Annotated in this window: 19 protein-coding genes and 1 other RNA gene; all 20 read right to left on the bottom strand. The window is 31.5% G+C overall.

Features of this window, described 5'->3' with window-relative positions:
- Positions 1–175: 175 nt before the first annotated feature.
- Positions 176–451: a EutN/CcmL family microcompartment protein gene (locus CLRAG_RS09340; protein ID WP_013237380.1), complete on the bottom strand. Its 276-nt coding sequence runs from the start codon at positions 449–451 to the stop codon at positions 176–178.
- A 143-nt stretch (positions 452–594) separates the two neighbouring features.
- Positions 595–2,010, bottom strand: coding sequence for a sigma-54 interaction domain-containing protein (locus tag CLRAG_RS09335; protein WP_154104968.1), 1,416 nt, complete (start codon positions 2,008–2,010; stop codon positions 595–597).
- A gap of 628 nt (positions 2,011–2,638) precedes the next feature.
- Positions 2,639–3,205: a 4Fe-4S dicluster domain-containing protein gene (locus tag CLRAG_RS09330; RefSeq protein WP_065078192.1), complete on the bottom strand. Its 567-nt coding sequence runs from the start codon at positions 3,203–3,205 to the stop codon at positions 2,639–2,641.
- 4 nt (positions 3,206–3,209) lie between these two features.
- Entirely contained in the window at positions 3,210–4,598 is a 1,389-nt protein-coding gene (locus CLRAG_RS09325; protein WP_083985648.1) for a [FeFe] hydrogenase, group A, read from the bottom strand.
- 42 nt (positions 4,599–4,640) lie between these two features.
- Entirely contained in the window at positions 4,641–5,195 is a 555-nt protein-coding gene (locus CLRAG_RS09320; RefSeq protein ID WP_013237376.1) for a 4Fe-4S dicluster domain-containing protein, read from the bottom strand.
- 26 nt (positions 5,196–5,221) lie between these two features.
- Positions 5,222–5,977 carry a 2Fe-2S iron-sulfur cluster-binding protein gene (locus CLRAG_RS09315; RefSeq protein ID WP_023162856.1) on the bottom strand — a complete coding sequence of 252 codons (756 nt, stop codon included), beginning with the start codon at positions 5,975–5,977 and terminating at the stop codon, positions 5,222–5,224.
- Positions 5,978–5,993: 16 nt separating this feature from the next.
- Positions 5,994–7,793, bottom strand: a complete 1,800-nt coding sequence (locus CLRAG_RS09310; RefSeq protein ID WP_065078190.1) for an NADH-ubiquinone oxidoreductase-F iron-sulfur binding region domain-containing protein — start codon at positions 7,791–7,793, stop codon at positions 5,994–5,996.
- On the bottom strand, positions 7,786–8,271 hold the full coding sequence (nuoE, locus tag CLRAG_RS09305; protein WP_065078189.1) for an NADH-quinone oxidoreductase subunit NuoE: 486 nt from the start codon (positions 8,269–8,271) through the stop codon (positions 7,786–7,788). The genes CLRAG_RS09310 and nuoE overlap by 8 nt, the downstream gene beginning before the upstream one ends.
- Before the next feature lie 295 nt (positions 8,272–8,566).
- Positions 8,567–9,355, bottom strand: a complete 789-nt coding sequence (gene fdhD, locus CLRAG_RS09300; RefSeq protein WP_065078188.1) for a formate dehydrogenase accessory sulfurtransferase FdhD — start codon at positions 9,353–9,355, stop codon at positions 8,567–8,569.
- The gene (gene mobB / locus CLRAG_RS09295) at positions 9,318–9,887 is read right to left on the bottom strand and encodes a molybdopterin-guanine dinucleotide biosynthesis protein B (protein ID WP_065078187.1); all 570 of its coding nucleotides are present in this window, start codon (positions 9,885–9,887) and stop codon (positions 9,318–9,320) included. Before mobB ends, fdhD begins: the two co-directional genes overlap by 38 nt.
- Entirely contained in the window at positions 9,865–11,064 is a 1,200-nt protein-coding gene (locus CLRAG_RS09290; RefSeq protein ID WP_065078186.1) for a molybdopterin molybdotransferase MoeA, read from the bottom strand. The genes mobB and CLRAG_RS09290 overlap by 23 nt, the downstream gene beginning before the upstream one ends.
- A gap of 76 nt (positions 11,065–11,140) precedes the next feature.
- Positions 11,141–13,270: a formate dehydrogenase subunit alpha gene (gene fdhF, locus CLRAG_RS09285; protein WP_083985646.1), complete on the bottom strand. Its 2,130-nt coding sequence runs from the start codon at positions 13,268–13,270 to the stop codon at positions 11,141–11,143.
- A gap of 301 nt (positions 13,271–13,571) precedes the next feature.
- Positions 13,572–13,757: non-coding RNA, 6S RNA (ssrS, locus tag CLRAG_RS09275), on the bottom strand.
- A 215-nt stretch (positions 13,758–13,972) separates the two neighbouring features.
- The gene (addB, locus tag CLRAG_RS09270; RefSeq protein WP_065078183.1) at positions 13,973–17,425 is read right to left on the bottom strand and encodes a helicase-exonuclease AddAB subunit AddB; all 3,453 of its coding nucleotides are present in this window, start codon (positions 17,423–17,425) and stop codon (positions 13,973–13,975) included.
- 21 nt (positions 17,426–17,446) lie between these two features.
- Positions 17,447–18,901 carry a hypothetical protein gene (locus CLRAG_RS09265; RefSeq protein WP_242872123.1) on the bottom strand — a complete coding sequence of 485 codons (1,455 nt, stop codon included), beginning with the start codon at positions 18,899–18,901 and terminating at the stop codon, positions 17,447–17,449.
- A gap of 13 nt (positions 18,902–18,914) precedes the next feature.
- Entirely contained in the window at positions 18,915–20,309 is a 1,395-nt protein-coding gene (locus CLRAG_RS09260) for a sensor histidine kinase (protein WP_065078181.1), read from the bottom strand.
- A gap of 30 nt (positions 20,310–20,339) precedes the next feature.
- On the bottom strand, positions 20,340–21,026 hold the full coding sequence (locus CLRAG_RS09255; protein ID WP_207644804.1) for a response regulator transcription factor: 687 nt from the start codon (positions 21,024–21,026) through the stop codon (positions 20,340–20,342).
- A gap of 444 nt (positions 21,027–21,470) precedes the next feature.
- Positions 21,471–22,409, bottom strand: a complete 939-nt coding sequence (locus CLRAG_RS09250; protein ID WP_065078179.1) for an SPFH domain-containing protein — start codon at positions 22,407–22,409, stop codon at positions 21,471–21,473.
- 4 nt (positions 22,410–22,413) lie between these two features.
- The gene (locus CLRAG_RS09245) at positions 22,414–22,839 is read right to left on the bottom strand and encodes an NfeD family protein (RefSeq protein ID WP_065078178.1); all 426 of its coding nucleotides are present in this window, start codon (positions 22,837–22,839) and stop codon (positions 22,414–22,416) included.
- A gap of 94 nt (positions 22,840–22,933) precedes the next feature.
- Complete coding sequence (locus tag CLRAG_RS09240; RefSeq protein ID WP_207644806.1) at positions 22,934–24,856, bottom strand: NAD(+) synthase; 1,923 nt, start codon at positions 24,854–24,856, stop codon at positions 22,934–22,936.
- Positions 24,857–24,961 lie beyond the last annotated feature (105 nt).

The raw sequence follows: 24,961 nt of genomic DNA, 5'->3' as shown, positions 1-24,961 counted from the left end.
TACCATTTTCACTCTTTCTTCTTCTGTATATTTTCTTATGAAATTCATAAAAACCCCCTCTCAAAACTCTAAATTAATTTTAAATTAACTGAGTTAATTATTCCAGCTTTATGAGGGGGCCTATGAGACATTAACTATTAATTCTTAACTCTTAATTTTTAATTATATTTATCATCTAACGTTCATCCCATTCAATAGAATCTACAATACCTACGATAGAAGCATCTATTGGTATATCATTTTGAGAATCACTAGAATTTCTTGATCCACTTCCTGTAACCACAATTACAGTGTCATTAGCACCTGCACCTACAGTATCTACAGCAACAAAATGATCACCTATTAAATTTTCTTTTTCATCTATTTTTTTTACTATTAATAATTTGTTTCCTATAAGCTTTTCACTTTTTTGGGTAGAAACAACCTTTCCAACAACTTTACCTAAAAACATACATATTCCCCTCTATTAATTTTTTAATCACTAGTATTATACAATTAAGATATTTAGCAATATTTTTAATTGTTTACATGTTATTTTTCGCTTTTTTATTATATTTATTAGTATTATAACTATACTTTAATTTTAAAGTTAAATTAATTTTCAGATTTATCATTGTATAAATTCAAATCTATACAATACTTAGTTATTTTTCTGTATATAGTCGCCTTACCTATTTGTAATAATTCAGACGCCTTCATGACATTTCCCTTACAATATTGAAGTGCATTTCGAATACACCGTTCTTCTACTACTTCCAAAGGTAAAACCTCTTTTGATAAATCATTACTTATTGGTGCTTCAGCTTTTCCACCCCTACCAATAAGGTACTTTGAAGTTATCATTGTATCCTCACAAAGATAATAGGATCTTTCAACTACATTTCTAAGTTCTCTTGTATTTCCCTCAAAATTATATCTTTTCAGCTTTTCTATGTAAGAAGGGTCTATATATTTGGGATCACATGGATTCTTAATATTAAGCTGACTCACAAAATACTGAGCTAAAAGTTCTATATCCTCCTTTCTATCTCTTAGAGGAACAAGATGAATATTCATGACATTAAGTCTATAATAAAGGTCTCCTCTAAAATTTTTGTTTTCAACCTCATCTTTAAGTACTCTATTTGTTGCCGCAATTACTCTTACATCAATAGATTTTTCATAGTTTCCTCCAACTCTAACTATCTTAAGGTTATCTAATACCCTCAAAAGTTTTGATTGAATATCAAGTGGAAGTTCTCCTATTTCATCTAAAAATATTGTACCTCCATCTGCTAATTCAAATTTTCCTGGATTTCCTCCTTTTGACGCACCAGTAAAAGCACCTTTTTCATATCCGAAAAGTTCACTTTCTACTAATTCTCTAGGTATTGCAGCGCAGTTTACAGCTACAAAAGGCCCCTTACTTCTACTGCTGTAATTATGAATAGATTGCGCAAATACTTCTTTTCCCGTGCCGCTTTCACCTTCTATGAGTATATTGCAATTTGTTTTAGCTGCTCTTTTAGCTAACTTTATAACAGTTTTCTCCCTTTCATTTTTTGTAATAACATCATCAAAAGTAAATGAGGCCTTATAACCCACTAAGTTGTTTACCATTTTATGCAAATTTTTAGTATCTCTAATAGCAAGTACCAATCCTATAATTCGTCCTCTTAATTTTACAGGCACCAAATTTACAACACATCTTATCCTTTTTCCATCTATATAAAAACTGCAATCTTGTGACCACTTGTTTTCTCCAGTAAGTACTACAGTTTTTAATATTTCATCCTTTAATATTTCATTTAAATAAGTTAAATATAAAGTTTCTTCTTTTACTCCCAGTATTTTAACAGTTGTTATATTCACTTTTTTTATTAAAAGGTTTTCATCTGTAATTATGAGACCATCGTAACAGCAATCAAAAATAGCTTTAAGTATAAAAGATGATATATCATATTCCAATATACTGTCCATATCAATCCTGCACATACTACCTACATCATCTAGAAAACTCATATCTTCCATTCTATAACCTCCTCAATATGTAAATCTTCTATTTAGTTTTAGTATATCACATTTTGAGAATAATCATAAAAAATTATTGTATCATTATGATAAATATTTATATAATATCATAATGATATTGACTTTTTGTGTCATTATGATATTATATAAATATAAAGTGTCTTGTTTCAATAGGACAACAATTGGCACAAAAATTGCTTTAATATAAATGTGAATATATGTTTGAAAAAACATTTTAATAGCCCTAAACCTAAAAGCCTAAAATCTAAGTAAAAATACTCCAGCATAGTTAGACCCCTATGCTGGAGTATTTTTTGCTTATCCAAATTACTCAACTTTCACACATATGAAATTTTGATTTAATAAAAAATAATGAAAAGCAAATTTTTTAAAAAGAACAAATTTCAAATAGCAAAGAACAGATAAAGATGATTTCCCTTGTACCTCAGGAAATCTATAATTTTAATATTTTCTGACGTTAGGAAGAAACTTATCCTTATTTGTTCTTTAATCTTTGTACTTTGATATTTAAGAAATTGAGTTAAGTTATATACAATAAAAAGCTAAGAGCTTTCACCATATGCTATGATGAAAGCTCCTAACTTTTATTTATAATTTTATATAATCTTTAGCCTACTTCACGTTCGTCGTCATCTTTTTTTTCAACTATATTATTATTGTCATCATAAGTAACTAATTTGAGAGATTTTGTAGGACAAACTTCTATGCAAGCAGGTCCTCCATCCCTATCCTGGCAAAGATCACACTTATTTGCTACCACTCTTCCTTTTCCATTTACAGTAGGATTACCTTCCTCACTCATCTTAAGTCCCTTTTGGTCTACAACTTCTCCATCCTTATATTGAGAAGCTAATTCAATAGCTCCAAAAGGACAAGCTAACATGCAGATTTTACATCCAACACATACATCTTTATCTACACTAACATAACCATTTTCATTTGAAATAGCGTTAACTGGACAAGCTTTACCACAAGGTGCATCTTCGCATTGTCTGCATTGAACAGGAGCACTTACTTTAGCAGTTTTTATCACATTTAAGCGAGGATTAAAATTAATTTTGGATACATTTGTATTAAAAAAGTCCCCTCCTGAATGTGCAATACCACAAGCTGCTTCACAAGTCCTACATCCTATGCATTTATTAGGATCTGCTACTACGAGGCAATTCTTCATTTTATTAACTCTCCTTTTTTCTTGAGATATATTTAGTGTGCAATAATTCATGAGACTTAGCTCCTAATGGTTTGTCTAAGAACTCATCATATATTTTCTTTATTTCTGGATTTTCATGTGATTTTCTATAAGTAAGATTAGCGTCATGATTATATAGTCCCTTTTTCCTATTATTATAAGCTTCTTCTTTATCTGAATCAAGTATAACCTTAGGTTGTCCTCCACCACTTATACATCCTTGAGGACAAGTCATAACCTCTATAAAGTGTAAATCACATTTACCTGCCTTTACTGATTCCATAACATCTTTTACATTTTTTAAGCCGGAAACTACTCCTACTTTTAGTCTAATATCTCCTAAATCTACTTCAGCAGTTCTAAAACCTTCTCCACCTCTTACCATAGTAAGATCTATACTTGGAATAGTTTTTTTAGTATAAAGTTCATATCCAGTTCTAAGTGCTGCTTCCATAACTCCACCTGTAGCACCAAATATAGTTCCTGCACCAGTATACATACCAAGAGGAGTATCAAACTGTTCTTCTTCAATAGTATTAAAATCTATATCAGCATCTTTGAACAGTTGTGCTAATTCCCTTGTAGTTATAACTGCATCTACATCTCTGTGTCCACTGTCATGCATTTCTTCTCTTTCACTTTCAAATTCCTTGCATGTACATGGCATAACAGATACATTATAAATTTTAGCCGGATTAACCTTATTTATCTCTGCTCCATAAGTTTTAAATATAGCTCCAGCCATCTGATTTGGAGACTTACAACTTGAAAGATGAGGTAAAAGTTCTGGATATGTTTGTTCTGCATATTTTACCCATGCTGGACAACAAGAAGTAAACATTGGCAAAACTCCACCTTCAGCTACTCTTTTTAGTAACTCACTACCTTCTTCCATTATAGTAAGATCTGCACCAAAGTTTGTATCATATACTTTGTCAAATCCTAATTTTCTGAGTGCAGCTGCCATTTTTCCTTCACTTAAAGTTCCAAGAGGCATTCCAAAATCCTCTCCTATAGCAACTCTTACAGCAGGTGCACATTGCACAATTTTAAATACATCTTTGTTTTGTAAAATTTCTTTAACTCTCTTTGCCTGACCTTTATTATATGCTGCAAATAATGGTTCATCTACTTCCTTTAACAATCCTCTATCAAATAACCTTTTGCTAACTGGAGTAGGAATATCATCGTATACAGATTGATAGCCTTTACAAACTTGAATGCATTGTCCGCACATAACACACTTTTCAGTATTTATCTTCTGAGGTTTACCCTGTTCACCTTCTATAGCATCTACAGGGCAGACATCCGCACATCGTCTGCAGCCTGTACATAATTCTTCATCTATATTTATCATAGAAGTACTAGTTGGCATATTTAACATTCCTTTCTTTTCCGGATTTTTATAACTTATAAATTAGAGATTTGCGTTTATATTTAACAGTTCCATAGCAGCTTTCACACTACGATCTTTTTTATCTTCTCTAGGATCTACTAACCTTAAGGCCTCTTTTGGACATTCTTTGACGCAGGCAGGTTCTCCTCCCTCTTCCTTACATAAATCACATTTATAAGCTGCTGCTCTTACTTTAACCTGAATTCCTCCTGTAACTACTTTACCTTGAGTTCTAGGAAGTAAACTTACAGCACCTACCGGACATACTATTGTACAGGTCTGACACCCTATACATGCACTTTCATTTATAATGATACTTCCATCTTTTTCAACTATAGCATTAACTGGGCAGGCATTTAGACATGGTGCATCCTCACAATGTCTGCATTGTACCGGCATTACATTTCCTTTATTTTTAACAAAGAATAACCTTGGAGTAACTTTATTATTCATAGTTCCAATAGTTTTTCCTTGAGTATCTTCTCTATGTTTTGCAGCACAGGCAATCTCACAAGATCTACAGCCTATGCACTTGTCAGGATCGGCTATTACAAAAGAATTAAACTCTGGTTTCATTTAAATTACCACCCCTCTTTTAATTTTCACACGTTCTCAAAAATATTTTTGACATCTTTGGCTGTAACTTTCTTCTTGCAGCTGCTGCACATAAGCTTTTCTGGCTGCTCTTTTCCAAGCCTATTGTAAGCATATTTTACGTGTTCTTCTGTAGCAAAATATTCTCCGCACAAATCACATTTAACCATCTTGAATTTTTTGCCCCATATTTCTCTTTCTCCATCTTTATCCACAACTTTTATTGCATTAGTTGGACAAACATTTGCACAGGAAGCACATCCTATACATTCTGGTGAAGATTCGTGATATGGAGTTGCTACTTCTTTATACATACCCCTATTAACTGTTGAGATTGCTCCAGTACCTAATTCCTTGCAAGCTTTTGCACAAAGTCCGCACAAAACACAATTTTGTTCTGGATCCAATTTGAACCTCTTTACTCTCTTTTCCTCTACTCCAAAGGCTTTAGCTAATTCATTTACTTCTTTATTTTCAGGGCATCTTACTTTTAAAAGCATAACTATGTTTTTTCTCATTCTCTTTATTTCATCGTCATTAGTTATAACTTCTACTTCCTTACTTACAGGGAATATACAGGAAGTTACTATCTTTGCACGTCCCCTATCTACTACTTTAACTATACACAGTCTACAGCTAGCAAGCCCAGGCAATGCATCACTGTGGCACAGTGTAGGTATATATATATTATTTCTTCTTGCTATTTGTAATATGAATTCTCCTTTTTCAGCTTCACAAGCTTTTCCATCTATTGTAATTTTCATATCTACATTCACCTCCCTATAAAACCTTAACAGCATCAAACTTACAGATGTTCATGCAGTTACCGCATCTCAAGCACTTATCAGCATCTATTGTATGTGGTTTCTTAATTTCCCCTGTTATACAATCAGCTGGACAATTCTTTTTACACATATCGCATCCCTTACATTTATCTTGATCTATACCAAATGTAGTAAGTTTCTTACAAACTCCTGCTCTACATCTCTTATTCTTTATATGTTCTTCAAATTCATCTCTAAAATATCTTATAGCTGCTTTTACTGGATTTGGAGCACTCTTACCAAGACTGCACAGAGATGCCTTGCTTGTCATGGAACATATTTCAAGAAGCTCTTCTATGTCTCCTTCTTTTCCATCACCATTGCATATATCAGTGAGTATTTCAAGCATTCTCTTTACGCCTTCTCTACAAGGTACACACTTTCCACAAGATTCTTCAGCTAAGAAACTCAAGTAATATCTAGTTACATCTACCATACAGGTTCTATCATCCATTACGATCATTCCGCCGGAACCCATCATAGAATCCGCTTTAACCAAAGTATCATAATCTACTGGCAAGTCTAAATATTCAGATGGTAAACATCCTCCTGAAGGTCCACCTATTTGAACTGCCTTAAACTTTCTGTCGTTTAATACTCCACCGCCAATATCATATATTATTTCTCTAAGAGTAGTTCCCATAGGTACTTCTACAAGTCCAGTATTCTTAACTTTTCCAACTAATGAGAATACTTTTGTTCCCTTACTCTTCTCCATAGTTCCTATAGCATGATACCAATCTCCACCTTTTTCAATTATTATAGGTACATTGGCCCAAGTTTCTACATTATTTAAAACAGTAGGTTGTCCCCACAATCCTTTTTCTGTAGTGTGTATATATTTAGCTCTAGGTTCTCCTACCATACCTTCTATAGATGACATAAGTGCAGTAGACTCACCACATACAAAAGCTCCTCCACCTCTTACTATCTGTATATCGAAGGAAAAGTCAGTTCCTAATATATTATTACCTAATAAATTTTCATCTTTTGCTTTATTAATAGCTTTCTGCATATTTTCTACAGCAAGTCCATATTCATCTCTTATATAAGCAAAGCCGTTTGTACCTCCTACTGCATAGGCACACAATGTCATACCTTCTATAACACTGTTAGGATCTCCCTCCATTATACTTCTATCCATAAATGCTCCAGGATCTCCCTCATCACCATTGCATACTACATATATAGGTGATGTATCAATATCTGCAGCAGTTTTCCATTTACGTCCTGTTGGGAATCCTGCTCCACCTCTTCCTCTAAGACCTGATTTTGTTATTTCTTCAAGCACATCTTCAGGTTTCATGCTGCTTATTGCTTTTTTAAGAGCTTTATATCCGCCTCTTTCAACATAATCTTCCAAACTTATTGGATCTATTTCACCAACATTTCTGAGAGCAATTTTGTATTGTCTTTTACAAAATTCACTTTCTTTATGATTTCTTAATCTCTGTTTTGTAGCAGTTTCAAAATATAATAATTTTTCAATTATTTCCCCATTCATCAATGTCTTTTTTACTACGTCTTCTACATCTTCTACTTTAACTTTAAAATATGCAATGTCATCTGGATATATTTTCAGTACAGGACCTTTCTCACACAATCCATCGCAACCTGTTGCTTTTAATTTAACATTTACTTCTGCATTTGCCCCTAATTTAGCTATTTGTGCCTTCATTTCTTCATATACTTCCTTGCTGCCTTTAGCTAAGCAACCTGTTCCACAACATATATTGACAATTTTTTTATCACTCATGGCTTTCACTCCTATACTCACTAAGAATTTCTTCAACCAGTTTAGGTGTTAAATTTCCAAAATATTTGTCATTTATCATCATGACAGGAGCTATTGCACAGCATCCTATACAGTTAACTGTATTTATTGAAAATTTAAGATCTTCTGTAGTTTCACCTGGTTTAATTCCTATTGCCTTTTCAAGTTCATCCATTACAACCATAGAACCAGCAACATGGCAAGCGGTTCCATCACATACAGTTATTATGTTTTCCCCTTTTGGAGTAAGGCTCAATGCCTTATAAAAAGTAGCCATACCATACAGTCTACTTACAGGCGTGTCCAAATACTTAGCTAAATTCTCCAGTGCTTCTCTGGGTATATATTTGTACTTTCTCTGTATATCCTGTAGTATAGCAAGAGTAAATCTCTGCTCTTTAGGATATTTTTCAATTACATCTTGTCCAGACAGGTCTTCATTTTGCTGTTTAGTTAACATTAAATACTTCACCCTCCCATTTGAATATTATAATTGATTTCCCCCTTAAAATATTAGAAGGAATAAGATATTAGCTCTAAATCAAAGATTTGAGCCTCTATGCTTAAGAAATAATTTTAAAACATATAACATATTTAATTTAAAATTATTTTAATTACCTTATTTAAAAATTAAAATATAAATTTAGTCCTATTTAATTAAGAACTAATTATCAACATTAAATATTATATTATTTTTATATAACTATATGACTAATTTTTTAAGATTATATTCAAAAATGTATTATCAGAAATTACTATATTATTCTCTGTGGATTTGTATATACATTCATTCTTTCTCCCCTTACAAATCCAATTAATGTAACATTTAAAGCTTTTGCAAATTCTATAGAAAGATTTGTAGGTGCAGATTTAGATATTATTATAGGTACCCCAAGTCTAGCAATTTTATATACCATTTCAAAAGATACCCTGCTACTCACAAATATTATTTTATCTTTTAAACAAATATTTTTTATAAATGCCTCACCTATAAGCTTGTCTACAGCATTGTGTCTGGCCACATCCTCACAAATAGATATTACTTTATCTTCATCACAAAGAGCTGCACAATGTGCTCCTCCAGTGAGTTTAAAAGTCTTGGAATATCCAAGATTGTCCATCATTAAGCCATAGATTTTATCAACATGTATGTAAACATTATCATTATTGATTAGACTAATTTTCATGGAATCAATAATATATGAAAAGAATTTACTTTTTTCATTTTCATTAAATGTTGTAGGAAGTACTTGCTTTGAATACAACTCTTTATTAAATTGTCTATTTTTCAAGATTACCCTGGACGCTCCACTTTTTTCATCTATCTCTAAAGATTTTATTTCATCTAGAGATTTTATAATACCTTTAAAGACCAAGAAACCTATTGTTAATTCCTTAAGCTTTTCAGGAGTACATAAGAGCACTGTCAAATGTTCACCATTTACAAATACATTTAAAGGATATTCGCAAATAGTTGATTCCTCCACTGTCTTTTTACATTCTTTGTCATATTTGACTACATGAAGTTCCATGGTTTTCTCCATTTTTGTTACCTCCTATAAAGTTGCTTTCAATAAAATCAGCTACTTTTTTTGTATCATTTATATCAAATACAGGAATATCAGTTATTAAATTTTCATTGGTTACAATAGCTACAAAATTTTGAAAATTATATTCAGAATTTTTGTAGAGTAAACATTTACTTGCATTTTTCCTGTATACTTCTATTTTAGGAAATTCGTTGCCCTTAAAACCTTCCACTATTACAATATCTACATCCTGAAAAAGCAACAGCAATTCTTCTATACTTTTTGGTCCACTTACTTTTTTTATCATAGCCACTGTATTATCCGATGCAATAACAACATTGTCTGCACCTGCCTCTGTAAATCTAAAGCTGTCTTTTCCTGGATAATCTATCTGTAACTTATGAGCATCATTCTTTATTGCACCAACCTTATATCCTCTGCTTTTTAAAATTCTTATTATTCCTTCTATTAAGGTAGTCTTACCTGAATTTGAACTAGATGAAATAATAGAAATTACTGACCTCTTATTTGAATATAAATTTTCCATTTAAAATATCTCCAGCTTTTGCTATACTAGTTCCCTTTTTCATGATAACCACGCCATTTGACTTAGTAAGTGTAAAAAGGCCATTGGAATCTTGTCTTCCTACATCATAAGCATAATAATGGTTATCTTCCTTTTTTATATCTACATACATATAACAGTCTCTTTCTTTTCCTGACTTAAAATCATCTTTTAAAGTTACAGGAAATTCTTCAGGAAATGCATCATCTCTTCCAATCATTTTTTTAATAGATGGTGCTACAAAACTTTCAAATGAATTTATTACTGAAAGTGGATTTCCTGGAAGTCCAAAGAATAATTTATCTTTAAAAGTTGCAAAAACAACTGGTTTTCCTGGTTTAATAGCTACCGAAGTAAATTTTATATCTGTTCCTATTTCCTTAAGAACATCTTCTATAAAATCGTAATCACCCACAGATGCTCCTCCAGTAGTTATGATTATATCTCCCTCTTCAAATGCAGTTTTTATAGCATTAAAAATTTTATTCTTATCATCTCTTATTATCCCATACGATTTAACTTCTGCATTTAAATTTTTAATAAGGGCAATTAATGTGTATTCATTACAATTTCTTATTTTACCTTGCATTAAGTTTTGATCTATATTTATAAGTTCATCCCCTGTATTTATTATTATAATTTTAGGGACTTTGTAGCATTTTATTTTAGTATAACCTAGTGATGCCAATAACCCTATTTCTGCAGGTCTTACGATTTTTCCCTTTTTTAAAGCAACATCACCAATTTTTATCTCCTCACCAGTTTTAAATATGTTGGTTCCAGGAGATACCTTTTCCAATACATGAAGTTCTTTTCCTTCTACTTTTACTTTTTCTATTTGAATAATTGCATCTGCACCTTTTGGTACTGGAGCTCCTGTCATTATTTTTATGGCTTCACCATTTTTTAATACTATATCAGAAAAATCTCCCGCCTTTATGCTTCCCTTAATTTGAAATTTTGACATTTTTTCCTTAGTATCTTCACTTTTTAAAGCATACCCATCCATACAGGATTTGTCAAATGGGGGAAGATTATCTTTTGAGCTTATATCCTCTGCCAATACCCTGTTAAGAGAATTTATCAGGGACATATCTTCACTTTTAAGCAGTTTTGTATTATTCATTACTATATTGAATGCTTCATGTACGTCTATCACAGTCTATCAACTCCTATTGATTTAAAGCTTTTGGCTAAAAGACCTTTTAATCAAGGTCTTTTTAGCCATCTTTATATTAAACATTCATCTTTTTCTTTATTGAAGCATATTGATCTTTTATAAACTTTTCAGCTTCTTTCTGATCTTCTATAGCTTCTACCTTCACTGCACAATACTTTAATTCAGGAGTTTTTGATACTGGATCTAAATTATTAGCTGTAAGCTCATTACATGCACCTACCCACCATTGATAGGTCATATAAACTGCTCCTTTATTTGCCCTTTCAGTAACAAGTGCACGGGCAACTACAGAACCTCTTCGTGAACTTACTCTCATAAGCTCACCATCTATTATTTTTTTAGCCTTTGCATCCACTGGATTAATTTGTACATATCCTGGTTCATCAGCTAACTGCTGGAGTGCCCTACAGTTTCCTGTCATTGTTCTTACGGAGTAATGCCCTACTTCTCTAACTGTAGAAAGAACAAGTGGATATTCTTCATCTGTCTTCTCTATAGGAGGTCTCCATTCTGCTGCAAATAAATTTGCTTTTCCAGTAGGTGTATTAAATTTATTTCCTTTGTAGAGATAAGAAGTTCCTGGATGATCTTCAGATGGACAAGGCCATTGAATTCCTCCTAATTCATCCAATCTCTTATAAGTTGCTCCTTTGAAATTTGGGCATAAATTTATAAGTTCATCCCATATTTCCTCAGTATTGTTATAATGCATATCATAACCCATAGCACATGCAATTTCTGAAATTATCTCCCAATCTGGTTTAACATCGCCCTTAGGTTCTACAGCTTTTCTAAATCTCTGGAATCCTCTATCAGCAGAACTGAAGACTCCTTCATGTTCTCCCCAAGACGTAGAAGGTAAAATTACATCTGCATGGAGTGCAGTTTTATTCATAAATATATCTTGAACTATTACAAGTTCCATTTTATCAAGTGTTTCCCTCATTTCATTAGAATCAGGATCACTTTGAGCTGGATCTTCGCCCATTATATAATATGCTTTTATTTTATCCTCTTTAAGCGTTAATTCAGGAACTCGTGTCAGGTGATAACCAACTTTGTTTGAAAGTTTAACTCCCCAAGCTTTTTCAAATTTTTCTCTAATTGCATCGTCAGTTACACTTTGATAACCTGGGTATACATTAGGAAGTGCTCCCATATCGCAGGCACCTTGCACATTGTTCTGGCCTCTTACAGGTCCTATGCCTACATTAGGTCTTCCAAAATTACCAGTTAATAAAGCTATTGAAGCTAACCCTTTTACTACATCTACAGCTTGAGCAAACTGACATACTCCCATACCGTACAATATCATAGCATTTTTAGCACTGGAGTACATTTTCATAGCTTCTACTATATCCTCTGCAGGTATACCAGTAACTTTTTCTGCATATTCAGGCGTATAATCCTCAACTATAGATTTATATTCTTCAAAACCAACAGTATGATCTTCTACATATTGTTTGTCATAAAATTGCTTGTTTATAAGTATATTGGCAAAAGTATTTACAAGAACCATATTTGTTCCATTTTTTATAGGGAGCCATAAATCTGCTATCCTACCAGACTCTGTTATACGTGGATCTACAACTATTACCTTTGCACCTTTTTGTTTTGCCCTAACTATTCTCTTAGCAACTATTGGATGCGAAGCTGCTCCATTATATCCAAAAATAAGTAGTAAATCTGTATCATCTATTTCATGTATACCATTTGACATAGCACCATTTCCTAAAACGTAAGCCAGACCGGCTACAGAAGGAGCATGTCAAACTCTGGCACAGTGATCTACGTTATTGGTTCCAATAACCGCCCTCATAAACTTTTGCATTACGTAGTTTGCTTCATTTCCAGAACCCCTAGCACATCCTGTTCCCATTATAGAATCAGGTCCATATTTCTCTTTTATTTGTGACAATTTTGAAGCCGTAAAACTAATAGCTTCATCCCAACTTACCTCTTCTAACTCTCCATTTTTTCTTATCATTGGATGTTTAATTCTAGATGTCAATATTTTAGGATCATTTAGAAAATCCCAGCCAAATCGTCCTTTTAAACACAAGGACCCTTCATTTGTCCTACCATTAGCAGGCTCTGCTTTAATTATCTTGCCATCCTTTACATGCAAGTATAACTTACAACCAGCACCGCAGTAAGGACAAACAGTTAAAACTTTTTTATCCATTGTTTAACCCCCCAATAACTTTATATATTAAATTTGCCTATAAATTACTTTTACCGATTACAATTTCATTTTAAAATATTCAGAATTTAAAGTCAAGGTTACTAAGGTTACTTTTGTTTAATTTTTTTAAATACTTTATTGAGATTTTATTGCAATTTAAAAGAATAGTTCCATTTTTTCAAGCACTTTTTAAATATGCTTTTAAAATGGATTAAAACGAAATACAGATACATTATGTTGAACATAAAAAGAGAGATCTCTCAACCTCTCTTTAGAAATCATAATCTTCACGATTACTTTTATTTTATCCAAAATACCGTTTAACCTTACTTTGACACCTATCCAAAAATAGGTGGATGTTCTCACAGATGTCTCCATCTTCCTAAACTTTCAATTATAAGTAGGCTTCATGTACACATCTAAATATTGAACTTCCGTTTATATAACGTAGGTTCAAAACTAAAGCTTACGTATACTTCAGATCTTTTATAAATATTTAAAATGCTTTGATAACGTTTTTACAAATTTATTATATAATAAGTCATTTGGCCTGTCAATTATACTTTATATATTTTTTACAATATCTTTTGTAACTGTAAAATATACACATATCTGTACTACTATCATATATATATCTGTACCATTATTCTAGTAAATAGTTCCATATAATTCTTCAAATTTTGCAACTATTCCTTCGAAATTTTACTTTCCAACTCTTTCTTCAATATCCTTCCAAACTTCTTCATCTTTTTTATCTCTAATTATCTTATATTCATTTCCTTTTATAGATGTATCAAATTGGCAAATAGCAGAATAAATACAATAACTACATCCTGTCTTGCTTTTATTTTTATATGGAACTGCCTCTATATCCCCTTTTAGTATCTTTTCACTTAAGTCTACTATTGTGCTTCTTACATATTTCCTTAGTAATTCAAATTGCTCCCTAGTTGCTAGAGATGATTGAACCTTTGAAAGGTTACCATCTTTCTTTATGGAAGCACATATAATATCTGAGGTTTTTTCCATTTCGCTATCCATTTGCCTTATTATCTCAGGATCATTTAAAAGCAATCCGTTCATCCTAAGACTCTTAAGTATCCTCTTCTCTATCTCAGAGTCACTTATATTCCCTTCTGTTTTTATTATGGGATCATCCAATTTAAAATATAATATTCCTCCCGGTATACCTTCTTTATTAAATTTTTCATCCAGTTCCGCAAGTATGGCATCCAAATATATTAAAAGCTGCATTTGAAAACCATAATATATATCTGACAGCTTAAATTCCTTTCTACCAGATTTGTAGTCTATTATTCTAAGATATACAACTGAATCCTGCTCTAATAAATCTATTCTATCCACTCTTCCTATGAGACTAACTTCTTCTCCAGAGTGAAGTTTTATTGAAATAGGAGGTATATCTCCAGAATCTCCAAAAGAAAGTTCGTAAGCCCTTGGTACAAATTTACCTCTTTTCATATGTTCTGCTATAAGCCATACTGACCTTGTAAGTATCTTTTTTAAATTATCTGTAATATGTTTATACTTCTTTGAACTGTTCAATATAGACCCTGGTATACCACTTAAAGTACTATCTACTACAATTTTTACATTTTCCTCACACCAATTCTTATCTATATCATTCCAGGTTAAATTTTTTTCTTTTAACTGTATGGAAAACTTTTTAAGTATATCATGCATAAAGCTTCCCAAATCCGGAGAACTTAAATTATACATTTTTCTATCTTCAACTTTAAGTCCGTACTGTACAAAATATGCAAAAGGGCACTCTGAAAATTTCTCTAGTCTTGAAACACTTATATTCAAGTGGCTTCCATAAAGTCTTCTAACTTTACTTTTGTCTAAAATTTCAATGTAATTATTATAGGAAAATCCTTTTAAAACAGTTTCAACTTTCTTACTCCAACTAGTATTATTTTTATACCATCTATATACATTAATCCAAAGTGGATCTACAGAATTGTTATCTTCTATACTTCTTCTTATATTTGAAATCAATTCACTAAATGTATCTTTAGGTCCATTTACAGCTTCTATCCCTGCTCTCTCTCCCAAAATACCTTTTAAATTACTCTCTTCTTGAATCTTAGGAAATAATTTCTTTATAATAGATATGACAATAGATTGTCTTTTACTTTTTCCTTCTTCATCACTCATTGAATAGCTCAGTGTTAAATATTTATCTGCTTTAGTAAGTATTCCATATACTAAAAGTTGTTCTTCAAAAGCCCTGCTTCTAGTATCTTTTGCAAGTTCCATTCCTCTTTTCCTCAGTTCATCCCTGTCTTCATCTGTAAATACTCCATCTGCAGATATAGATGCTGGAAATATTCCATCATTAACTCCAACAATATAAAGTATTCTTACATCATGACTTCTTAACCTAGTTACACTACTGACTAAAACTTGATCTAATGATGCAGGTATTACTCCTATTTCATATTGGGAAAAGCCATTTGCAAGCACTTCACTAAATAGCCCCATTCCAATGGATTCATCCCCTATAACAACTGCTATTTGATCTAATATGTCTACTACTATATTCCATATTTGGCTATACTCATTTGCCTTATCTAATTTAGAAGTATTTCTAAACTCCTTTATAAGTGCCTCCACTTTTTCTGGCACCTCTAAATTGAGCAAAAAATTATATAGTCCTTCACACATCTGTTGTCCTGTCTTCTTACCTTTTATATCTTCCGAAAGCTTTAAAATAGGTTCCCTAACTTTATCCCTTATACAGTTTATATTTTTTAAATATTCTGCCTCTTCTTCAGATATTTCTTCATCAAAATTTCCATAGTTTATTCTATAATTCCACGGTTTTGGATCAGTCCATTTTTTTCCTCTTATTCCATTAGCAAGCACATAATTTTCTAGCATATCTATCTCATCAAATTCTAAATTCAAAAGTCCTGTTTTTAAATATCTAAATACAGATTCATAGGACCAATTTTTTGAAAGTATTTCTACGGCTGAAATTATTAAAATTATAATAGGACTATCATCAATTTCTCTTTTTTTATCTATAAAATAAGGTATATTATATTGATTGAACACAGCTTTTATAATATTTTCATATCCATCCAAATCTCCCGTTACAACTGAAATATCTCTAAATCTAAAACCTTCATCCCTGCACATTTTTAATATGTCCCGAGCACTATTTTCCACTTCAGTATATTTATTTAAGGCCTTAAATACCCTTATGCTTGAATTTGATCTTTTATAAGTTTTGTAAGGATATGAAAAAATATATTGTTCTAGATGTCCAATCTCTGCATTATCTTTAAATCTGCCATAAGAATTGGATTTTAATGATTTTGGTTTGTCATAGGCTATATTATTATTTTTAGCTATTTCTAAAAGTTTTTTTTCGGTAACTTTGGTAGGTAAAAATAAGTCCATACTTTCAAGAGAAGAATTCTCACTTAAAATATCTGTACATAAGGTTATATTTGTCCTATATGATTTACATATAATCTTTTCCAGTACTTTATATTCCTGAGGCGTAAAACTATAAAATTCATCAATCCATACTTCCGCATTGTTAAAAAAATTAGATCTATCAAGTTTTTCATATAGCAGGGATAGTATATCCTCAGAATCTATATAATTCTTATGAAGCCTCTCCTGAAACTCCGAGTAAATTATTATTATATCTTCTAACTTGTTTTTCAGATTTATATTTTCTATTCTATCTAGACTATCTTGTAAGAGTTTAATTGATATGTTATACTTTTTTAATTCAGTTATCATATCTGAAATCATATTTACAAAACCTTGTTTTTTAGTAGATTTACCAAATACCTTTAATTTCTTTTTATTCCTCTCTATTATTTCATAGAGAAGTATAGCTTTTCCTGAATCATTTACATGCTTTCTTGTACCACCACCTACTTCACCAAACACTCTTTCTGCAGCTCTCTTAAAACTCAGTACCTGAGCTTTTAACATTCCCTTTTGTCCTACTGATTTTAATAAATTTTTCTCTGCTTGAAAAGAAAATTGTTCAGGTACCAAAAATATGAGATTTCTATTTTCATTTTCTTCTATTCTCTTTTTTATGCTCTGAAGGCAATAATAACTTTTTCCACTTCCTGCCCTTCCATATATAAACCTTATGCTCATAATAATCACACACCTGTAATATTAATTTTTCTTCATATTCTTAATTAATTTATTCCATTCATCTACATAACTTCCCAATGACCATTGAGACATAACTGCTGTTTCTCCATTTTTCAAGTCAAACTCCCTGTCTAGTTTGCCTATTTTTTTATTATTTAAAGAGTAGATTTTTAACTCAGTTTCAGTTAAAACAACTATAAAGTCCCTATTTGGAGAAGTATACGCATCCACTGCATCTGGTATCTCTTTTTTTATTACATCAAATGATGGATATAAATCATCATAATCAGTTAAAATTGTAGGCGCTGCATACATTACATCAAAATTACCATAAGGAATTCTCCCTCTTAGCATCCACCTGCCGCTTCTCCTATCTACAGACCAATTAGTTTGCAGCTTATTTTCATCTATTTTATTTTTACTTAAGTTCATCTTTTTTAAATATAAATCTGCACTATATTTTAATCTACTCCCTGCATCATCCCCAAAAGCTTTAGAAAAATCCATCCTATTTCCATTGAAATTATCTAGAGGAAGTACACTAAAATCTCCATTTTCAAATCTTTGGTCACCATCATCATCATTATAAACTTTTTTGTCATCCATAGAAATATATTCTTCACCTACAAATAATATTTCGCTGCTAATCCCAGAAATATTACGATACTTAATTCTTGAAGTTTTGTTGTTTCCAAGGGTTTCGCCCCAAACAATATCCTTTTTCACACCTTTTTCCCATACTTTTTTTACTCCAACCTTCCAAAATCCACTTTTCCTTGGAATTACTAAATCTTTTATATTCACAATAGGCATAATCTTCCCATATGAGGAACTTATCCACAAAGTTCTATAATTACACCCTAGTCCCGACTCATCAATACACTTAAGTCCTAAAAGCAATCCAGATTTAGAATTTGTCTCTTTTTGACTCTTGGGAATTATAATCTTAGAATTATTTTTATCTATATTTTTAAATTCAGAATTGTTTATTTGTGTGCCATCCTTAACGAAAAAAAATATTATTCCATCTGTAAACTTTAACATTACGTTTCTATTTATCTGAATGAATTCATCAAAAAAATTATCTTCAGAAGACACAGTAACCACTTTTATGTACTTTTCATTTATTCCTATGGAAGAGGGGTCAATTTTAAAATTACTTTGAAAATAATCCTGACTATCTAAAACTTTTACTTTAAAACTAGGATTTTTACATGTCAAATTATCAAAGTATACTCCCTTATCACTGAATTCAGCCTTTTCACCTAGCATACTTTTAGCCTTGTCCTCAGAAATAGAAGAATCCCCTGTAAATACATATCTATCTAAAATCCATGTTCCTGCAATAGGTAAATTTATATTCTTTACGGGAACAATGTTGGGATTAAGAGAAGAATTTATATTTTTATACACTACAAATACTATACATACAACTAAAATACCAATAAGTGCAGTAAGTTTTTTCAAAAATATCACCTTTTCTAAAATTCTAGTTGTCTTCTACTGGAATGGTCAAAGTTATTTCAGTTCCCTTAACCAATTCACTTGTTATTTCAATTTTTCCTCCATGAAGTAAAACTATTTCTTTGCATATTGATAGTCCTATTCCGTTGCTGCACTTATCACTTTTGCCTTTAAAAAACTTCTCAGTGACTTTTGGGAGTTCATCTTCAGGTATCCCAATTCCAGTATCACCTACTATCACAATTAAGTTTTCATCTCTCATAAAAGCCTTTAAAGTTACCTTTCCTCCTTCTTGCGTAAATTTAAATGCATTGTCCAGCAAATTGTTAAGCACCTGTTTAATTCTATTTTCATCCAGTAAAACCAAAGGCATATTATCCTGAACTTTTACAGAAAAGTTTATATTTTGTCGCCATGCCCTTAGAGAAAATTGCTTTTTTATATATTCTATAGTACTTTTTATATCTACATAATCTTTTTTCAGTGTAATTTTACCAGATATAAATTTAGAAAAGTCTAAAAGTTCTTCTACCATTTTAGTTAACCTATCACTTTCATTTTCTATTATCTCAAGTCCAGTTTGTAATTCTTCCCTATCACTGAAATCTCCAGTTCTCATAGTAGAAGCCCATCCCTTTATAGATGTAAGTGGGGTTCTGAGTTCATGGGATACGGAGGCTACAAATTCGTTCTTTAGCTTCTCATTTTTTAATATCTCATCTGCCATAAAATTTAGTGCATCAAATAGTTCCCCTATCTCATCATCTCTCTTTTTTTCAATTCTCTCATTAAATCTTCCACTCGCCATTTTTCTTGCCATAGCTGTGACCTCTCTTACCGGTCTTGTTATACTATTTGAAATGAACACGCTTACAATTCCTGCCATTACTATTACTGCAATTCCTATAAATATGAGCATAAAAGATATTTTTTTTATTATCGTGTCCACTTCTGAAAGAGAAGTAGCAAATCTAAGTACTCCTTCAACTTTTCCATTGGATTTTAAAGCTTTAGATACATACAACACTTTTTCACTAGTTTTTTTATCTGTTTCTATAGAAATGCCTAAATCTCCATTTAAAGCATTTTTTATGTCTTCCCCTTTCACTTTACCAGGTATAAAGTTTCCTATAGAATCCATAAGCATTCTTCCTGAAACATCTATTACTTGAACTTCTGCAGAAGTATTTTTCCAAAATATATCTGCATTGTCACTTATATTTTTTTTTAAACTGGAAGAAGCTAGATAGCTATTATAAAAATCTACAGAAACTTTTATTTGATTAGAAACCATATTCTCCATATTTTTATAATAGTATCTGCTAATGGAGAATATCAAAAAAGATTCAATTATCACTACAGTAAAAATTATTATAAATAGATAGCTTCCTATCATTCTTTCCTTTATTCCATTTAACATATCATTCTTTCCTTTATTCCATTTAACATATTATTCTTTTCTCCATCTATACCCTACTCCCCAAACAGTCTCAATATATTTTGGTTTTGAAGAATTTTCTTCTATCTTCTCTCTAAGCCTTCTAATATTTACGTCAACTATTTTTGCATCTCCAGGATAACTATACCCCCAGACAAGATTTAGGAGTTCATTCCTATTTAAAGCTTTTCCTTGATTTTCTATAAATATTTTCATCAACATATATTCTTTTGGGGTAAGTTCTAATTCCTGTTCACTTCTATAGACTTTCATGGCTCCTTCGTCTATTTTAAATTCACCCGATACAAGCACTTCATTTTTACTATCACTTTGTATTCCTATTCTCCTCAAAAGTGCATTTACTCTAGCTATTAACTCTTGGGGATTGAAAGGTTTTATTACATAGTCATCTGCTCCAAATCCAAAACCCATTATCTTATCCATATCCTGACTTCTGGCTGTAAGCATTATTATACCCATTTTAGGAAATTCTCTTCTAAGTATTTCACAAGTCTTGAATCCATCCATTCCAGGAAGCATTACATCTAATATTGTAACTATTGGATGTTCAGTTCTTGCCTTTTCTAAAGCTCTTTCTCCCGTACTTGCTTCTATCACTATAAACTTGTTTCTTTTAAAATTTATTTTTAAAAATCCTCTTATAGAAGCTTCATCTTCTACTATTAAAACCTTTTTCACACAAACTTCCCCCATATTTCAATTATCAATTTCAATTTAAAAGTATATAACCTCTCAAACTACAATTTTTTAACTCTTAACTAAAGTTACTAACTGCTTTTGATTTCAGATATCTATATAAGATTTCCAATTGAAGTTTAAACTTATACATAAAATATAATGACAAATCTCGATTAGAAAGCCTATAAGGATTCTCATCTTAAATTTGAACCTATTCGCAGAGATATTCTTACAATAATGAAGCTCTTTCAAATATTTTGCAAATAAGTCTTAGAAAAAATTCGTAAAAACTTAGGACTTTTGAATTGTTTGAGGTACGAGTTTTCAAAAGTTCTTAGCTTTTCTAGAATTTTTTACTTAGACTTATCAAAATATTTAACGAGCTGAAGGTTGTAAAAATATCCGGAGAATAGGTCAAATTTTAAGCTGTAACTCTTATAAAAATTACTTCTTCTGAAGCATATCTGCTATTGCTGCTATATTGCCAAGAGAAGAAATGGACTCATTTGGCAATATCAATTTATTTGCCGGATTTTTAGCCATTTCTTTCAATGCTTCTACTTGTTTAAGTGCTATTACCTTTTCATCTGTACCTGAATCAATTATAGCCCTATTAACAAGATGAATTGCCTTAGACTGTGCTTCTGCTACAGATTCTATTGCCTTTGCTTTACCTTCTGCCTCCAGCATTTGAGATTGTCTCAATCCTTCAGCCCTTCTTATATTTGCTTCCTTTTCAGCTTCGGCTTGCAGTATCTTGGCTTGCTTTTCACCTTCGGCTCTTGCTATATCACTCTGTTTTTGACCTTCTGCCTGAAGTATAACAGCCCTTTTATCACGTTCTGCCTTCATCTGTTTTTCCATGGCTTGCTGAATCTCAGCCGGTGGAATAATGTTTTTAATTTCTACAGACAATATTTTTATGCCGTAGGCATCTGTTATATCATCTACTACTTTTAAAAGCTCTGCATTTATTTTATCCCTTCCCGACAGTACTTCATCTAAAGTCATATCTCCTACAATATTTCTCATATTGGTTATTGTTGAAAAAACTATACCTGCTTTGTAATCCTCTATATTATACACAGCATCCTTAGCACTTAATATCTTATAAAAAATAACATTGTCAATAGATATCTTTACATTGTCTTTAGTTATAACACTTTGAGGTTCAATATCCAGTATCTGCTGCTTATTTGAAACTTTTCTTCTTGCAAAATCAGCAAAAGGAATTAGAAAATGCCATCCTGGTTCCAATACCCTATGAAATTGTCCAAATCTCTCTATAATAGTTACATAACCAGTATTTACTACCTTCATAGAAGAAACTATAACTGCAATAATAACTACAAGTACAATCAAAATAAAAATTTTACTTATCATATATTTACATCTCCTTTTTTATAATAACTTTATTTCCTTCCATTCCAATTATCTTTACGGTATCTCCATCCTTAATAGTATATCCTTCGTTCTTTATATTCCAGTACACCCCATCAACCTTTATTCCATTATTTTTTACCATTTTCTTATCTATAGTAATCTTTTTTCCCACATAAGTTTTTTCCCTAAGCAAAGTAGGCTTTATAGATTTTTTAATATTTTTTTTAACTATTGGATAACAAACAACTGTAAGCACTATGCTAACTACTAAAAACACTATAAGTTGAACTATAAAGGAATATTTTAACATTCCTGCTACAATGGCAGCAATTGCTCCTATAGTAAACCATACAAATAAGAAAGCACTAGTTACCATGTCTACAAATAGGGCTACTAAACCAATTACAGTCCATAAAATAATATTAAACATGTAAATTCCAACCCCCTATCAAAATTTTTCTATCTTTAATATTATAAATAGTATACTATATCTATTCATCAATAAATCTGATTTTATATAAATTTTATTTTTGCATCCATAAATTAAAGCTGGCATCTGAAGGCATTCTCCAATCTCCTCTAGGAGATAAACTTACAGTACCTACCTTAGGTCCATCTGGAATTGCAGATCTCTTGAATTGTTGAGTGAAAAATCTTTTTGTAAATACTTTTAGCCATTTACAAATAACATCATTAGTATAATCATTTTTAAAAGCTTGTTTTGCCAAAAACAATATCTTTTCCGGTGAATAACTATGTCTAACAAAATAATACAAGAAAAAGTCATGAAGCTCATATGGACCCACTATGTCTTCTGTTTTCTGGACTATCTTTCCATTTTTATCTTTAGGCAAAAGTTCTGGACTTACTGGGGTATCAAGTATGTCTATCAAAATATCCGATATATTTTTTGATACCTCTTTATCTGCTACATATCTTACTAAATATCTTACCAGCGTTTTAGGTATGGAACAATTCACACTATACATAGACATATGATCGCCGTTGTAAGTGCACCATCCAAGTGCAAGCTCAGAAAGATCACCTGTCCCAATTACAAGTCCCCCTTCCTTATTTGCTATGTCCATTATAATCTGCGTCCTCTCTCTTGCCTGAACATTCTCATAAGTTACATCGTGTATTTCTCTGTCATGGGATATATCTTTAAAATGTTGGAGACATGCATCTACTATATTTATTTCTCTAAGTTCCGTTCCTAAACTTTTACACAAATCTACTGCATTATTATAAGTTCTATCTGTAGTACCAAACCCTGGCATAGTAACAGTTATTATATTGTCTCTCGATATCTTTAACATATCAAAGGTTTTCACTGTAACAAGCAAGGCCAAGGTAGAATCAAGTCCACCCGATATACCTATAACCGCTCTTTTTAAATTAGTATGACTTACCCTTTTAGCAAGGGCAGAAGTTTGTATATTAAATATTTCCCTACATCTAAGTTCCCTTTCATCTTTACCTGAGGGTACAAAAGGATGTTTGTCAACAGCTCTATCAAATTTTCCATAATCCATAGTTTCAAATTGAAATTTCACTTCTATAGGTTTCTCCAAAAATAACTTTACGCTGTCCCTAAAGCTTACATTTCTTAAACGCTGCCCAGCTAATCGTCCTAAATCTACAATTGTAGTAATAACTTGATTTTCTCTTTTAAACCTTTCACCAGATTTTAGAATTGCTCCATTTTCAGAAATACACATATCCCCACTAAACACTAAATCTGTAGAAGATTCAAATACTCCACAAGATGAATATATATAAGAACACATGCATCTGGCACTTTGAGATGATATTAAGTTTCTCCTATAAGTGGATTTACTTACAACTTCATTAGATGCAGAGAGGTTTCCTATAATATTTGCACCCATAAGACATAAATAACTGCTTGGAGGTACTACTGTCCATAGATCTTCACATATTTCAATTCCAAATTTAAAATTACCACAGGTAAATATCAAGTTTGTTCCAAATGGAATATCTTCCTGAAAATAAAAGTTAACTTTTTCATCTATAACCTTTAGTCCCTCTGTAAACCATCTTTTTTCATAAAACTCCTCATAATTTGGAATATAACTTTTGGGAACAATACCTAGAATACTGCCCCGAAATATTATGTATGCACAATTATAAAGACAACAATTATATGTAAGAGGTGCCCCTACAGCTATTAGTATGTCTATGTCTTTTGAGTAATCACACAGATTTTTTAGAGCTTCTACGGATTTCTCCAAAAGTAGCTGCTGTTCAAAAAGATCTGCACAAGTATATGAGGTTATACAAAGCTCCGGAAAGACTACAAGCTTTGCTTTTTGTTCTAAAGCCCTACCTATACAAAGCTTTATATTATTTAAGTTAAATTCTATATCTGCTACATTTGTTAAAGGACATGCTGCAGATACTCTTACAAAATCCATTGATGACATTATATTTTCCTCCCTAATAATCTTTTAACTTTTATTATATACTTTATATTATAAGTGATGTAAAGCAAATTTAAAGCTATTTATGAGTTTAATCTTAAATCATAAGAA

The organism is Clostridium ragsdalei P11 (genome assembly GCF_001675165.1).
Lineage (GTDB): Bacteria > Bacillota > Clostridia > Clostridiales > Clostridiaceae > Clostridium_B > Clostridium_B ragsdalei.
The sequence above is the reverse complement of the archived record's forward strand: the minus strand, read 5'-3'. Positions and strand labels throughout refer to the sequence as shown.